Annotated in this window: 12 protein-coding genes; 4 read left to right on the forward strand and 8 right to left on the reverse strand. The window is 42.4% G+C overall.

Annotated elements, in window-relative coordinates; all coding sequences use genetic code 11:
• Positions 1-38 precede the first annotated feature (38 nt).
• The 5 genes from ACTUJY_RS00300 to ACTUJY_RS00320 form a co-directional block, all read right to left on the reverse strand.
• Positions 39-3,152 carry an efflux RND transporter permease subunit gene (locus ACTUJY_RS00300; protein WP_463614032.1) on the reverse strand — a complete coding sequence of 1,038 codons (3,114 nt, stop codon included), beginning with the start codon at positions 3,150-3,152 and terminating at the stop codon, positions 39-41.
• A complete protein-coding gene (locus tag ACTUJY_RS00305) occupies positions 3,149-4,855 on the reverse strand; it encodes an efflux RND transporter periplasmic adaptor subunit (RefSeq protein WP_463614033.1) in 1,707 nt (568 codons plus the stop codon). Before ACTUJY_RS00305 ends, ACTUJY_RS00300 begins: the two co-directional genes overlap by 4 nt.
• Positions 4,848-6,197 (reverse strand): TolC family protein, encoded by a 1,350-nt coding sequence (locus ACTUJY_RS00310; RefSeq protein ID WP_463614034.1) that lies wholly within the window; start codon positions 6,195-6,197, stop codon positions 4,848-4,850. The genes ACTUJY_RS00305 and ACTUJY_RS00310 overlap by 8 nt, the downstream gene beginning before the upstream one ends.
• A gap of 73 nt (positions 6,198-6,270) precedes the next feature.
• Positions 6,271-6,690, reverse strand: coding sequence for a hypothetical protein (locus ACTUJY_RS00315; protein WP_463614035.1), 420 nt, complete (start codon positions 6,688-6,690; stop codon positions 6,271-6,273).
• A 164-nt stretch (positions 6,691-6,854) separates the two neighbouring features.
• Positions 6,855-7,268, reverse strand: coding sequence for a MerR family transcriptional regulator (locus tag ACTUJY_RS00320; RefSeq protein ID WP_463614036.1), 414 nt, complete (start codon positions 7,266-7,268; stop codon positions 6,855-6,857).
• Between the two features lie 79 nt (positions 7,269-7,347).
• Between ACTUJY_RS00320 and ACTUJY_RS00325 the strand changes: the two genes are divergently transcribed.
• From ACTUJY_RS00325 to ACTUJY_RS00335, 3 genes are read left to right on the forward strand one after another with little or no spacing between them, the layout of a single operon-like run.
• Positions 7,348-7,584: a GDCCVxC domain-containing (seleno)protein gene (locus tag ACTUJY_RS00325; RefSeq protein ID WP_463614037.1), complete on the forward strand. Its 237-nt coding sequence runs from the start codon at positions 7,348-7,350 to the stop codon at positions 7,582-7,584.
• Positions 7,574-7,969: a hypothetical protein gene (locus ACTUJY_RS00330; RefSeq protein WP_463614038.1), complete on the forward strand. Its 396-nt coding sequence runs from the start codon at positions 7,574-7,576 to the stop codon at positions 7,967-7,969. Before ACTUJY_RS00325 ends, ACTUJY_RS00330 begins: the two co-directional genes overlap by 11 nt.
• On the forward strand, positions 7,970-8,254 hold the full coding sequence (locus ACTUJY_RS00335; RefSeq protein WP_463614039.1) for a heavy-metal-associated domain-containing protein: 285 nt from the start codon (positions 7,970-7,972) through the stop codon (positions 8,252-8,254).
• 121 nt (positions 8,255-8,375) lie between these two features.
• Here ACTUJY_RS00335 and ACTUJY_RS00340 read toward each other — a convergent pair whose 3' ends face one another.
• The 3 genes from ACTUJY_RS00340 to ACTUJY_RS00350 form a co-directional block, all read right to left on the reverse strand.
• Positions 8,376-8,612: a YheU family protein gene (locus tag ACTUJY_RS00340; protein WP_463614040.1), complete on the reverse strand. Its 237-nt coding sequence runs from the start codon at positions 8,610-8,612 to the stop codon at positions 8,376-8,378.
• A complete protein-coding gene (locus tag ACTUJY_RS00345) occupies positions 8,605-9,390 on the reverse strand; it encodes a methyltransferase domain-containing protein (protein WP_463614041.1) in 786 nt (261 codons plus the stop codon). Before ACTUJY_RS00345 ends, ACTUJY_RS00340 begins: the two co-directional genes overlap by 8 nt.
• Positions 9,391-9,664: 274 nt before the next feature.
• The gene (locus ACTUJY_RS00350; protein ID WP_463614042.1) at positions 9,665-14,596 is read right to left on the reverse strand and encodes a PAS domain S-box protein; all 4,932 of its coding nucleotides are present in this window, start codon (positions 14,594-14,596) and stop codon (positions 9,665-9,667) included.
• 238 nt (positions 14,597-14,834) lie between these two features.
• On the opposite strand from ACTUJY_RS00350, the gene ACTUJY_RS00355 reads away from it, so the two are divergent.
• Positions 14,835-16,124, forward strand: coding sequence for a hypothetical protein (locus ACTUJY_RS00355; protein ID WP_463614043.1), 1,290 nt, complete (start codon positions 14,835-14,837; stop codon positions 16,122-16,124).
• The last annotated feature ends 13 nt before the right edge of the window (positions 16,125-16,137 follow it).

Genomic DNA, 16,137 nt, shown 5'->3' on the forward strand with positions numbered 1-16,137 from the left:
TTTTACTCATCATTTAAATGGTTTGTTATGTACAAAGCTCAACGGATAGGACGAATTCGCCAAAGTAAATAAATCGCCGGCAAGATAAACAATGTTAATAAGACTGAGCTGATCATTCCGCCTACCATAGGAGCGGCAATACGACTCATCACTTCGGAGCCGGTTCCCCCACCATATAAAATGGGTAACAACCCAACAATGATAGCGGCTGCTGTCATCATAATGGGTCGCACTCGCAAACCGGCACCTTCGATAATTGCCGTTTTAACCTGAGTCCGTTCAAGTGAGGCTTCACCGGATTGCGATAACAAACGTTGATACGATTGATTTAAATAAACCAACATGATCACGCCAATTTCGACGGCCACACCCGCTAACGCAATAAAACCGACACCCACGGCAATTGAAAAATTAAAGCTCTGCCAGTACATCAACCAAACACTCCCAACCAATGCGAGTGGCAATGTTCCCATTATAATGAGTACTTCAACCATATTTTTAAAATTCAAAAATAACAACACCATGATAATGGCAAGCGTTAGTGGCACCACGAGTTTGAGTTTTTCTTTTGCACGCAACATGTATTCGTACTGACCGGACCAGTTTAGCGAATAACCGGGAGGTAACTGCAATTTTTCATTGACGATTCGTTGCGCTTGTAACACATAACTTCCAACATCAACCCCCTCAATATCGATAAAGGTCCATCCGTTAATACGAGCATTTTCACTTTTAATGCCTGGCGGACCATCTTCAATAAAAACGTGTGCCACATCGGACAAAGGAATTCTTTGTCCGGACGGTGTAACAACAGGCAACAAGTTCAACTTTTCTGGAGAACTTCGAAAATCTTGTGGGTATCGAAGGTTTATTGGATAACGCTCCAGTCCCTCAACCGTTTGAGTAACATTCATTCCTCCAATGGCCGTTGCCACGACTTGTTGCACATCGGCGATATTCAGACCATAGCGAGCCGCTTTTTTACGATCAATATCCACTTTTAAATACCGCCCACCCGCAACACGTTCAGAATATACCGAAGCGGTGCCGGGTACGTCTTTGAGTATCGATTCCAATTGCTGACCAATTGTTTGAATTTCCTTTAAATTCGGCCCCGCTACTTTAATACCTACAGGCGTTTTAATACCTGTCGCTAACATATCGATACGTGTTTTTATTGGCATTACCCAAGCATTGGTTACGCCCGGTAGCTTTACCAAATTATCCATCTCTTTAATTAAATCATTGGTGGTAACTCCTTCTCGCCATTCTTTTTTTGGTTTCAATTGAATAAAGGTTTCAATCATAGTAAGCGGCGCAGGGTCGGTAGCCGTTTCGGCTCGCCCGACTTTGCCAAACACATTTTTGACTTCCGGAATGGTCCGAATCAGTTTGTCCGTTTGCTGTAATAATTCACGTGCTTTACCAATAGAAATACCCGGGTATGTTGTCGGCATGTACATGAGATCGCCTTCATCCAATGCAGGAATAAATTCGCTGCCGATTTTTTGCATCGGCCACCAAGAGGTTGCCAACAACGCGGCAGCAATCACCAAAGTGGTTTTAGGAAACTGCAGCACTTTTTTTAAAACAGGTAAATAGGCCGCAACCAACATGCGATTCACCGGATTTTTATGTTCAGCAATCACTTTACCGCGAATGAAGTAACCCATTAGAACAGGAACCAACGTAATCGCCAAAGCGGCTGCCGCAGCCATCGCATACGTTTTGGTAAAAGCCAGCGGTGAAAACATACGGCCTTCTTGCGCTTCTAAGGTAAACACGGGCACAAAACTGACGGTAATAATTAATAAACTGAAAAACAGCGCTGGTCCTACTTCCGTTGCAGAAGTGGTCACAATTTGCCAACGATTTTCTTTCGTTAACGGCGTTTTTTCCATATGTTTGTGCATGTTTTCGATCATCACGATAGCGCCGTCGATCATCGCACCAATAGCAATCGCAATACCACCTAACGACATAATGTTGGCGTTAAGCCCTTGCCAATACATCACAATAAACGCCGTTAAAATGCCTACTGGTAAGCTAATAATCGCGACCAAAGATGACCGAACATGAAATAAAAATACCATGCACACCAAAGCAACGACCGCAAATTCTTCCAGTAATTTCACCCACAGATTTTTCACTGCACGATCAATCAAATCACTGCGATCATAAACCGTAACGATTTCAACACCTTCGGGTAACCCCGTTTTTAATTGCTCAAGCTTTCGTTTGACACCTTCTATGGTTTGTTGCGCATTTTCACCAAATCGCATCACCACAATTCCGCCGACAACTTCCCCTTCTCCATTAAGCTCAGCAATGCCTCGTCGCATTTGAGGACCAATGCTAATGTCCGCCACATCTTTTAACAGTAAAGGCGTTCCTGTCTGATTGGTACCAAGTGGTATATTGCTAATATCCTCGATGTTTTTTAAATACCCACTGGCACGCACCATATATTCGGCTTCTGCCATTTCCACTACCGACGCACCAATTTCCTGATTACCGCGTTGAATCGCCATTTGAATATGCGCCAATGGCATACCAAACGCTCGTAACTTATCCGGATCGACACGCACTTGGTATTGTTTAACCATACCGCCCAAAGCAGTGACTTCGGAAACTCCAGGTACCGTTTGTAGCTCGTATTTTAAAAACCAATCTTGAATACTGCGCAATTGACTCAAATCGTGTTGACCGGTGCGATCAATTAATGCATACAAATAAATCCAACCCACGCCGGTCGCGTCCGGCCCTAATTGAGGTTTGGCATTTGCTGGTAAACTGGGCGTAACTTGACTCAAATACTCCAACACACGACTGCGTGCCCAATACAGGTCGGTATCGTCGTCAAAAATCACGTATACGTAGGAGTCACCAAAGAAGGAATATCCTCGAACCGTTATTGCGCCCGGTACCGACAGCATGGCAGTGGTTAATGGGTAAGTTACTTGATCCTGAACCACCTGTGGCGCTTGTCCGGGGTAACTGGTTTTGATTATCACCTGCACATCCGATAAATCGGGAATAGCATCCACTGGTGTTTGCTTTAAAGAATAAGCACCAATGGCGACTAACAAAATAGTTGCAAGAACAACAAACAAACGATTACGTATCGACCATCGAATTATGGCAGCGATCATGGTTGCACTCCTTGCTCAATCGCTTCACGCCATTCCACCAAAACAAACTCACCGTTTCGAATTTCGAAAGTAAATTGGATGTTCTGTTTATTTTCAAACGACGCCATGTTCAATGACTCATCCACCCGAAAATCCAAAGTCGCAGCGGGGCGATTCCACTTTTCGATCGGCCCCCGACTGATGTTCAATATACGAGACGATGTGTTGATTGAATTGATCAATCCCGTTGTTGTCGCAGACTGCACCGTGTTGTCAGATGAGTCTGACATAATGTGTATGTCCGTAACATGATAGGTGTTATCCGATAATCGCGTGATTTCCATGTGTAAGCGAATCCCATCCTTTAGACGGGAAATATCGACGGACTCCGCAACGGAAAAGTCCATCGTCATTTCAGGCCAGTTCCACGCATCGATAGCGTCATGCGACGCTCTGATTTTTCGTTGCTCTTGATTCACATAAAGAATTTCCGCAGACGTCCAAACCGAGTCGGGTTGTTCGTCTGGCTTTTGCATACGCTTAAAGTCAGACGACTTGCTGGATTCCGAATCAATTAAAAACTGCGCAGACGTAACGACTCTATCGTCTTCCTTAATTCCCGAAAGAACTTCAAAATATTGTTCATCACTTACGCCCAAGGAGACCGCAACCGATTTAAACTGACCGTTTCCAAGCGCCAATACCACTCGATCTTGATGCCCGGTTCGGATCACCGCTTCACGAGGTACTAACAATCGCTCGTGATCAACCTGCGAATGAATCATCACCTGTGCAAACATATTGGGTTTTAGTGCTCGGTCTGAATTATCAAATCGCAAACGTAATCGCACCGTTCGCATTTTGGCATCCAATGTCGGGTAAATATAATCAACTTTACCTTCCCAACGACGACCGGGCATGAATCCTAAAGTCATGGTTACCGGATTACCCAACTGAACACGAGCGGCTTGCCTCTCAAAAATTTCAGCATCGACCCAAACTTGAGATAAATCCCCTATAGACATTAACGTTGTACCCGGCTGCACAAAAAAACCTTCTCGAATATTCAGGTTATCGACCACACCCGACTGAGGTGAATAAAAGGTGACACGGGTTTGTACTTTACGTGACGTTTTGAGTTGTTCAATCACACTTTTTGGAAACTGTAATGCGTTCAACCGTGATTGAGCAGCGGTAAGCAGTTTGCTTTGTCCTCGTTCCAGCGCCAATAAAAATTCTTCCTGTGCGTTAACCAGTTCCGGTGAATAGAGCTGATACAAAGCCTGCCCCTGCGTTACCGGATCACCTTCTGCTTTGACATACAAGGTTTCTATCCAGCCAGACACTCGCGGATGAATGTGAATCAAATGATTTTCATCGTAGGAAACATAACCGACCGTTGAAATATTAGGTTGTAATCGTTGGCGTTTTACGCGCTCGGTACGTACCCCCAAACTGTTGACTACGTTTGGAGCCACAGCAATTGTTCCGGGACCGCCTTGATCGTTAGTAGTCTCTTCGTAAACTGGTATGAGATCCATTCCCATCGGCGACTTTCCCGGCTTATCTCGCCGGTAATTGGGATCCATAGGCGCCACCCAATAAAGCGGTTTGTTTTCATTTTTTGCTGCATCCGAAATGGGTTGGGGTGAGGAAAAAAAGTAACCTCCAATAACAGCACCCAACACCAAACCAAGAAATAACATTAGTACTGATTTACTCATATTCATGCTCCGCATTTGAGTGCGTATCATTTGAAGATTCCGCAAAATAGTAATTCCATTCAGCGAACAATTTGGCTTGCTCGACGGTTACGTTTAATAAGTCTAATTCTGCATTCAATTGATCGATTCGTGCGCGTACCACTTCTGAAAAATCACCATCATCGTTAGTGTACGCGGCCAATGCCGCCTCAGCTTGCTGGTGCATTTGCGGTAACAATTGCTGTCGGTACAAATCTTCTCGCTGTTGCAGTTTGGACAACTGTTGATGTAAAGCTTGCAACTGCCCTATCATGTTGCGCAGCATTTCGATTTTTTCTGTTTTAACCGCTTGCGCAAGATACGTTGCAGCAGCAACCTGTTTATCCTGGCGATTGCTGGTAAAGATAGGTAAATCAAAACTAACCCCAATTGAGAAAAAATCCGCGCGAGACATGCCTTGAGGTGCGTCATCACGATACCCATACGCCGCACTCAAGCGCCATTGTGGCTTGTAGTTTTGCTCCGCAATTTGAATACCGGTTTTCGCGGCATTTTGTTTTTTATCCAGCGCAATAATAGCAGGGTGTTGTAGCAGCAACTGCGATAAAACCGTTACCGATAAATCGGCATTCTTATTTAGCTTTTGCGGTTGCAATACTTTAATTTGGGGTAACTCAGGATCGACACCGGTAAGCCACTTCGCATCAGCGCCTTCGCTGTTATCACTGATTAACCACTGGTTCAAAATCTGCAACTGCGTCTGCTTTTGTTGATTGAGTCGCAACAAACGATCATCGAGCCGCGTTAATTCCAACTGGGCACGCACCAAGTCGCCTTGTCGCGTTTTTCCCACCGCCGAGGTATAACTCGCTTCGACTACACGCGCTAAATGTTCAAACAACGAACGATTTGATTCAATCAAGGTAACACTTTGTTGCGCACGATACACATCAAGCCACAACTGACTCACCACCAGTCGCGTTCTTGCTTGACTGAATGCATGCATAGCCTGATATCGTTGACCATCTTGTTGATGTTTGCGTCGTGTTAATTCCGCGGAATCACCACGTGATAAAGCTTGGCTGTACCCCAGTTGCAACTGCGTCATCGGCTCTTGCGCAAAGTCAAAACTGTCCGTGGGTAAATTCATCATCATTAACGATAGGCTGGGATCCGGCTCGCTTGAGTTGGCAATAGCTAATGCTCCACTTTGTTGCTCGAGCCAACGAAACCGCTGCAGTTCGGGAGACTGACGAATTGCTATTTGAACAACCTCTTCCAACGTTGCGAAAGCATTATTTGCTCTTAAGACAGTGGAAAAAAGTGCAGCTAAACACACTGCCAATAATTTTCGTAAAAACATGATAGACACCTGAAAAACAACGAGATTAATTCGCAAAGCGAACGGCGAACACAATTATGTTTTCAGGATATTTCTAATTCAGAAACGAGCAGAACAATAAAATAAGAGGTGGACTTGAATATTCTAAATTAAGAGAAGGGGGTACAAAAAGGGATGTTTCACTAACGCGAGAATCGGTAAGTACTTCTACCAGATGCCAAACAACATGCCAATGAAAAGAATGATCAACCGACTTTGGCACGATGGTCGTTACTTCACATTGTTGACACCCTTGTTCATCGGCGGATTGCTGAACGTTATTTTTACAGCAATCATGCTCTTGTGTCTCTAAGTGATGGCCCGCATTTTCCGTGGGATTGTCACTTTCGGCATGCAACGCATGAGACTGAGAAACCTTGTGACCACTTTTTTCCGGTATTTCAGTATGAGTTTCCGCCCAGGCAAATTGCCCGCAACACTGCCCAAGCACTAGCAGCCAGGCTGCCAGCAGCATAATCCAGTGTTGAAATTTGGAAGAGCTCAAATGCATGAAAAATGGTTAAAATATAAAACGAAAGCACATTGTAAACCCTGAAGTGGGTTCAAGGTCAAGTGAAAGTCGAGAAGCATCTTCCGCAGGTTATCTAAAAACAATAGTGAACGCTTTCTATCCTTGTTTTACTTTTGAACATAAAGTGCATCAATAATTGGACAGTTTTCGATCGAATATCGATTGTCTTTGCACTGACTCACCATCCCGTTCAACGCCACTTTAAGCCGCTCAAGATCATTTATCTTCCTTTGAATTTCATTGACGTGCGAAGTTGCCATCGCTTTTACTTCACCGCAGTAATGATTGGGTTCATCGATAAATTTTAAAAGCTCCTTTATTTGCGCAATGCTAAACCCGAGTTCTCGACTGCGACGAATATAATTAAGCCGCTTAACATGAGCTAGCGAGTAAACTCGATGCCCACCTACTGTTCGTTGCGGTTCCGGCATTATCCCTGTTTTCTCATAGTAATGTACTGTTTCGACTTTACAGCCAGTTTGCTCAGCAAGCTGACCTATTGAATATTGGCACGAATTCATCTCGACTTCTCCCTTGATCCTATAGTAACTATAGGTTTTATACTAACAAATATAGACACGTTTTAACGAAGAAAAGTTGATGACAAATAGGATTGAACAATCTCAACTTACCTGCCCGAAATGCGGGTATCAAGAGGAACTTGCTATGCCGAGCAACGCTTGTCAGTGGTATTGGGAATGCGCCGGTTGCCATACATTACTCAGTCCTAAACCGGGTGATTGTTGCGTTTTTTGTTCCTATGGCTCAGTACCTTGCCCTCCCATCCAGCTTCAAAAAAACACTACTTTCAAAGGAGGCTGCTGTAATGACCACTAATCATGCTGATAAAACCTGGCTGCGGTGGTTCACACTGCTTATTACCAGCAGCACTTTGTTGTGCTGTGCCTTACCTGTTGTCATGGTATCGCTTGGATTTGGCGCAGCATTTGCCAATCTGAGCTACTACCTTCCAGGCTTTTTATTTCTGGCAGAGCACAAGTTCTCAATATTAATTCTTTCCGCGTTACTGTTAGTATTTTTAGCCTGGATGATCTGGCGACCGAACCAAGCCTGTCCGGCCGATCCAAAATTAAACACACTTTGCCAAAAATCAAGGCGTGTTAATCAATGGATATTCTGGATCAGTCTCGGAATATGGTGTGTTGGTTTCTTCTTTAGTTACTTGATGCTACCGCTCTGGCAAATCTTAGGAGGTATTTAAATGAAATCGAAACTATTAATTATTTCTTTACTCGCTTTTCAGCCTGTATTCGCCAAAATATATGAAGTGGAAATTCATGGTATGACTTGTGCCTTCTGCGTTGATTCACTGGAACGCAAATTGAAGTCTCTTTCTTCAGTCAAGAAGATCGAAATCAACTTAAACAATAAAAAGATTCGACTTGATATTCAGAACGAATCAACAAATTTAGAACCAATAAAACAAGCCATTTTTGACGCTGGATTTACACCAACAAAAATGACCGAGTTAAAAAGTGACCATTGAAGTTAGAACTCACTCTGATCGGTACGATTGTTACTAGCAATATTGTTTATCATCCGAACAAAAAATGTAGCGATTTTACTTGTTCAGTAGTCAACAACAATATTGATTATTTTTTGATACTTTATTTGTATTTTTTGCGCTCTACAATAGTTACCGATTCATTCGCTTCGCTCCATTCAATGACCGCTTCTTCGGTGCGAAGCTTTTCTCTGACTTGCTCGATCCAGCGCTCCAATTGCGTTGCTTCCATCTGATAATCTTCCAATTGTGACAGTACATACTCTTTGATCACAGTATTTAACGTTTCGGTTTCTAATTCTTGCCAGGGAATGATCATGCAACCTCTCGTATTATTCATGCTCTCGCTTGGCCAAAATATGCAAATATCGACCGATTCGTTTAAAAGGTTCGCATTCGGAATACTTTAACTCCATAGCTTCAACCTGTTCCGGAAACTGCAAACCACCTCGCGGGGACGTAATATAATCGCTAAACACACGAATGCCGGAAAGCTTTCTACTGGTTAGCTCTAAATGACTCAGCCATTTTTCAACTTGTTGCAACGAGCAGGGATGGTTCGGAGTAAGACTGCCTTTGTCGGATCGGTAACCGGCTGTTGTTTGTAATAACTTAAAATTACCCATGATCAGATTGCGAAAATCACGACCGGCCGGATTGTAAAAACACAGCGACAACCAACCGTCAGGTTTTAAATGTTTCACCATTGATTGTAGCAACGCGTGCGGTTGTTCTACCCATTCCAATACAGCATGGCAAAGTATTAAATCAAATTGCTGCTCACATTCGGCGAAAAATGTTTGCCAGGGTAAATGATGCCAGGTGATAGACTCAAAATTTAACAAACGTTCAATTGCTAAGGTTTGTGCTTGTTGCATCATTTTTTCGGAGATATCGTTGTAGGAAACCCGATGGCCAAGTTCTGCGAGACGAACACAAAACTGACCAAGGCCTGCACCGACGTCCAAAATATTTAACGATTTATTTGCTTCATTGAGTGGCAACTGTTCTAACAAATCGCGCCAAATGACTTTTTGTCGCAATTCACCTTTACGATTACCATATATTTTTTCTGTAAAATGTTCGACCAGATCGTCGAAGTTTCGATCGTTTTGCATAATGCGTTATCAAAGATCGGGGTACAATTTTTTATTTTAACTCTGGTTTTAAAGGATAGAAAGTAAAATGATTTCTAAAAACATAAATATGCTCATTCCGCTTAATACTTTTTTTAAACCCGAGAATAACGTAAAGGCTATTTAGATGTATTTTTAAAATAGGTTGTCAAAGCCAATTAAAAAAGGTGGATAAGTGCCATCCAAAATCATCGCTTTTTCAAAGGATAAATACACCTCAGGTGTGTTCATTCTTTTAAAATTTAGTCCTTAAGCTTCAGTCACTGTGCGACCAAAAATTAATTTTGCTTTCCAACGCATCAACCGTTAACGGCTTACTGATATAATCGTCCATTCCGGCGGCCAAGCACTTTTCTCGGTCGCCCTCCATAGCGTTTGCGGTTAAAGCAATAATGGTAACATTCGCTGCCGACTCTCCTGCAATATTATTGCGAATTCGACGAGTGGCTTCATAACCATCCAATTCCGGCATCTGGCAGTCCATTAAAACAAGTTCATAGTGATTTACCGTGGGTGATTTGCTCAGGCGTTCAATGGCTTCATTGCCATTATTGGCTAAATCGACCTCAAAGCCGAGTTTTTTGAGCATTGCCAGCGCAACCATTTGGTTGACTTTATTGTCTTCAACCAAAAGCACACGTCCACGAGAACCACCACCTACCGATACATTCAGCAGTTCTCCGTTTGCTTTTTTCTTACGCTCGCGGTTGAGTTCATTAACATAATGACGGGTGACAAGAGGCGACGCTTGCGTTAACAGCTTTCCGCCTTCTATTAAAATGTTGAGCGTGTAATAGAGATCCGATGGTTTTGGCGGTTTTGGTAGGTAAGCTTCAAAGCCAATATCCGCCAATTCACGAGCATCACCACGTTGCGAAACAGAGGTAAGAATAACCAGACGCATATGATCCAAAAAAGGCAAGCTCCGTATACGTCGTCCTAGTTCATCACCAGAAATACCCGGCATTTGATGATCAATTATTGCTATTTTGAAGTCATGGTGAAACTGAAGTAAATTTAACGCATCTGTCGCATTGGCGACTTCCTCAACGGTAGCCCCCCAGCGTTGTAATTGATCCTTTAACACTTCCCGCTGTGTGTTACTGTCATCAATTAACAAAATCTTTACCGCTTTTAATCGAGATTCCGGCAACGCCACTTTCTGATTGCCAGCCTCATGCAATAAAAGATCGAAGCAAAACTCGCTTCCCTTACCAAGCTCACTTGTAACAGATATACGGCCTCCCATTAATTCACATAATTGTTTTACAATGGCTAAACCTAAGCCGGTACCACCAAATCGCCTTGTGGTCGAGGTATCTTCTTGTGTGAAAGCTTCAAATAAGCGCCCAATATTCTCTTCAGCAATGCCGATTCCTGTATCACGTACACGACAGGTCAATTTAAGTTGACCATCCGATAGTGTTTTCAAACTGGCTTTAACAAGTATTTCTCCTTGTTCTGTAAACTTAATTGCATTACCAATCAAGTTCACAAGAATTTGCCGAATACGACCCGGATCCCCCTTTACCGTACTTTGAGCGACATTTCGAAGGTCAAGTATTAACTCAATTCCTTTGCGCTCAGCTCTCAGTGCCAAAAGCTCCAGTACCGAGTCAAATAAATTAGGTAAGTTAAAGTCCACTTGTTCCAGCGTTAATTTACCCGCGTCAATTTTTGAAAAGTCGAGAATGTCATTTAATAATGTGAGTAAACTTTCGGCGGAAGAGTGAGCCAGTGACACTTGATGCTGTTGACTGTCATCGAGAGTGGTTTGTTGCAGTAACTCAAGCATACCCATGACACCATTCATGGGTGTGCGAATCTCATGGCTCATACTGGCAAGAAATTCGCTTTTCGCTTTTGCAGCAGCTTCAGCCTGCTCCTTCGCATCAATGAGTTCTTTTTCGGCTAACTTTCTTTGTTCAAACGAATAAATACCACCCACTATGGTACCAATAGCAATAACGAAAGACTCTTCCGCTTGTGTCCAAACTCGCTTGAGTCCAACGTGTTCAGCACAAACAACACCTTTAATTCCCTTTCCTCCTGGAATGACCGCATCCAACATTGAGCTAACACCAAGCGGAATCAAATAACTCTCTGCAAATTCAATGGTAGCAGGATGCGTCAGTGCATCATTTGCAACCACATGAGCTTGCGATTGCATGGTAGAAAAGTAGTTAGGAAAATTCTTTCGATTCAATACCATTCCTTCACTGAAACGACTTTTACTTCTCTCAAACAATACGATACAACGCATTGATGCTTCATCATCAGAAAATAACCAGATGCTTGCTCGTTCAATGTCAAGTGTTTCACACATTAATCGTGTAATCACTTGCTTACCTGATTCCAGATCACCTTTTAAAACCGATTCGTTGATAGTTAAACTAGCAAGTGCTTGGTTGAGCATGGAAACTTTCTCGGTAGACAATTGATCTCTTTTTCGCTGGTCAATATCTTGAAAGGAACCGAATAGACGTACGGGCTGTTCGTCTTTCACTTCGACTTGGCCCGTAACCGAAACCCAAATTTCACGGCCTCCTGCCGTAATTAATTGTAACTCTTCACAAAATGCATTACCCGTCGCGATAGTGTTTTGCAAAGTTGTCTTAATTCTATTTCGGTTTTCACCCTCTTTATAAAATTGAATGTACGTTTGTAAATCGGGAAAATAATCCGCTTCGATTTCAAGAATTTGCTGCATCATAGAAGTGAAAAACATGCTATTGTCTTTCAGGCTTAACTCCCATCCACCAATACGACCTTGCTCACTCATCGCTTCCAGTATTTTTTGATGCCAAAGCAGTTTTTCTTCAAATTTCTTTTGTTGTGTAATATCCATTTCCATTCCAATATACCCTTGAACTTTTCCAAATTCGTCACGTAACGGACTGCAACGCAAGTCAACCCAGTAGGGTGTGCCATTTTTATGATAGTTCAAGGTTTCAACATGAAATGGATACTGCCGCTTCAATGCTTCGCTCATATACTTGACGGTATTGGGATCAGAACCTTGGCCTTGCAAAAACTCACCAGGCTTTCTACCTCTTACTTCTTTCAATGAATAGCCAGAACTTCGAATAAAGGCTTCGTTCACCCACTCAACTTTTCCTTCAATATCACAAATAATGACAATATTGTCGGTTTGACTGGCAATTTTAGAAAGCTTTAACAACTCTTTTTCGGTATTTTTTATGTCCGTAATATCAAATGCAGAGGCGTAGATTTGTCCTGTTTCGACGTCGGGTGCAGCATGCCAGTTTAAATGAATATATTCGCCATTTTTTTTACGATAGCGATTTTGAAAATTTACGGTAAGTTGACCTTGAGCTAAACGCCCAACTTCTTCTAACGTTCCGTTAACATCGTCGGGGTGTATAAAATCAACAAAAGAGTGTGACAGTAATTCATCTTCACTGTACCCCAGTCTTTCAGTAAATGAACGGTTTATTTTTTCAAAATACCCTTTGGTATTCGCAATACACATAAAATTATTTGAAAGACTGAAAAACTTTTCCAGTTCTTGACGAGATTGCAATAATTGCAATTCGTGCAATTTTTTATTGGTAATATCCAGTTGAGTTCCGATCATGCGCTTCGGCTTACTGGTTTCAATCCAGTCTACAACTTTTCCGGTTATGAGTACCCAAACCCAATGCCCACGCTTATGCTTTACTCTTACTTCACAGAAAAAGAAATCCGACGCTCCATCCCAGTGTTGATTTAATAAAGACTTAAAGTTACGTAAATCATCCGGATGCAACAAACTCATCCAAGTATCAATATGCAATGAAGGCATCTCACTTTTTGGGAAACCTAAAATTTCTGACCAACGCTCGTTGACAACAACATCTCCACTGTTAATAGACCAATCCCAAATACCAACGGCGGTACTGTTGATGATCAACTCCAGTTGCTTATTTTTTTCTTCGAGAAGGTATTCTATTCTATTTCTTTCGGACAAATCTTCTACGATAGACCACACATATTGCTTACCTCCGGCATCGCGTACCAATACACCACTCACTAATACCGGGTAACATTCACCAGCTTTGTTGATAAACTCCTTCTCATAAGGACCGTATCGCCCTGCTTCCAGTAATGCTTCACTTAACGTCTGCTCTTGTTCGTGATAGCGTTCAGGTGTGATATCAATATTCCTTAACGCCCTAAGCTCCTCTTTACTGTAGCCAGTGGGGATCGACATCGCTTTATTAAACTCAATAAACTTTCCAGTTTTATATTCATTTAGCGAAATGCCAATGGGAGATAACTTAAACATCGCCAACAACAGGTCTTCACTGCGTTGACGACTTGTGATTTCCCTAAATACAAAATACAAAATCGCAATTAACAAAAAAGCGATCCCAAACACTGTGCTTCTGAGCAACCAAATCGTTGCAGAAGGTAACTGCCATCCCTTTAACGGTACCGCCGCTATCTTCCAGGTTCCTCCTGGAAAAGTGATGTTTTGAATGACCGGATTTTTTCTCGAAATACTGAGGTCGCCCCACAACGGAGGCGTTTTTGGTAAGTTTCCAGATGTCGTTACAGCGACCTGATACTTGCTTTCCAACGAGTGGATACCTGAGCTTTCAAACAATGTTTTCAAGTCAATAACAGCCGATACCATTCCCCAAAAATTCTGTTTATTTTCCTTTAGAAATACCGGAATTTTTGCAATCACCCCCCAACCGCCTTGCAATAACTCAATGGGTTCGGTTAATTCGATTTCACCGCTATCTCGAGCCGCTTTCGCCGCCTTTCTTTGCTTTGGAAAATTCAAGTAATTAAGCCCAAGTGCTCTTTCGTTTCCTTCCATTGGGTAAACCATCGATACAACCATATTGGGCGCTGTTTCAATATTTTTTAATGCGGTTGCTTTTGCAATTAACGGCCGCGCAAACGATTCAAAAAGCTTGTGGTTCAGCTGAGGTTCGGCTTGAATTAACGCTTTCAGACCATGCACGGTTTGAATATTGGACGCAAGCTCTCCTTCGAGCTTCGCTCGAAAAACGGAGACTTCATCAAGAACTTCACTACGCCATTGATCGATCAAGCGCTGATGATTCATGCGGTCAATAACAAAAGCAATTGATAAAATATAAGCGATTAAAAAACCATAAACCCAACGGTAAAAAGATGGATTCCTTCTTTTTCGAGGTTGAAAGTATCTTTCCATATCGTATTTTTAGGCTCTTTATTATCGTTCAAGCTCACGTGATTTAAGAACGACAGGTATGCCATAACTATAGTTAACGGTAACTTTTTCGCCAGTCATAGAACTATTTTGAGGACTCAACCGACTAACAAAAATCGGTGTGATTTTGTACAACACGTGCTAACTTGAGCGCTCAAGCTAGCATCATTCATTTCATTAAGAGATAATCTCAAAAACAAAGTAATACCTACTGAGCCACATGCCACTACACATACAAATTTATCAAGCGCTGATCCAGTCGCCATTAACCCTTTTACGCCACAAGCGTCAATCGCTGCAAATGCTGTTGATATACCTATTGATAGGCTTGGCAATATTTTCTGCAATCGGTGCCTTGTTATTGAACCATCAGGAGTCGCTTAAACAACAACTGCTTGATTACTTGTTTCCACAAGCTTGGCACACTATTTCTGAGCAATTGTTTGCGTTTTTTTTCAGCAGCCAAGCAAAACAAGTGATTGCAAATGCAGTAATCAGTGGCTCGTTGGTTGCGGCCTCAATTGTCTTATTTCCAATTAAAGAAAAGTACTCCGCTGTATTTGAAGCCGAGCAAGGTTTTCCGAATGGCGTGCCTCAAGAATTTCCGTTATCTATGCAGGCGTTAGAAGAAACCCGACTGTTTTTGTTTTACCTCACCACGCAACTCGGAATTTTATGGATAGGCTATTACCCTTATGACTGGACCAATCAGTTATCCATAGTACTGAGCTATTTGTTTCTGTTTTATACTTTTTCGTTGGATTTAATATCGCCCACTTTCCAACGACATCGCATTAAATACGCAATGATTAATAAATTGCTGACTCGTAATCTTTTTGCCGCTTTATGTTTTGGCATGGTTTACAGTTTGCCTGCGATTGCATTAAGTCAGTGGATCATGCGCATTGAGTCGTTAAACTTACTCGAAGTGTCAATCATACTTTTTGTGGTTAATTTGTTATTGATCGCCATTGCCATTCCGGCCGGAACGCATCTGGCCAATGTACTGATGCCAAAAGTAAAGCACTTAAAGCCGGTATCTCAATTAACCAAAGTGGTCGCTTACTCTTTCATGTTTGTACTACTTGCAGTAGAGCTGGTTTTGCACAGCCGACTGGTGCAATCGATGCACCATAAAAGCCAGTTACTGAAAGCGCAATACAGCATTGACTGGAACTCGTTTGCTTTTGATTACTCGTCATTAAGCAATATTTTTAATGGCAAGTCATTTGGTCAATTGCGTTTTGAGTTAACCATAGAAAATCCGACAGAATTTGACCTGGTATTTGAAAACAGTCGTGTTTTGATTGTGAAAGACGAAGTAACCGTGAGTGATATTGCCATTGTCGGCTTTTCCGTTCTCGCGGGTGAGTCGAAGGCCGTTAAACTAAAGTTTGATGCCATTTCTGACTTTTCGCAACTGACGGATATCGCCTCGATCACTGAGGGCTGGCAAGTCCAGTTTCGAATTGAATTGTTTCCGGGCATTCCCTTTATCGTAGGAATTTAGATGCATCGAATGT

The organism is Pleionea sp. WD8-19, assembly GCF_055326765.1.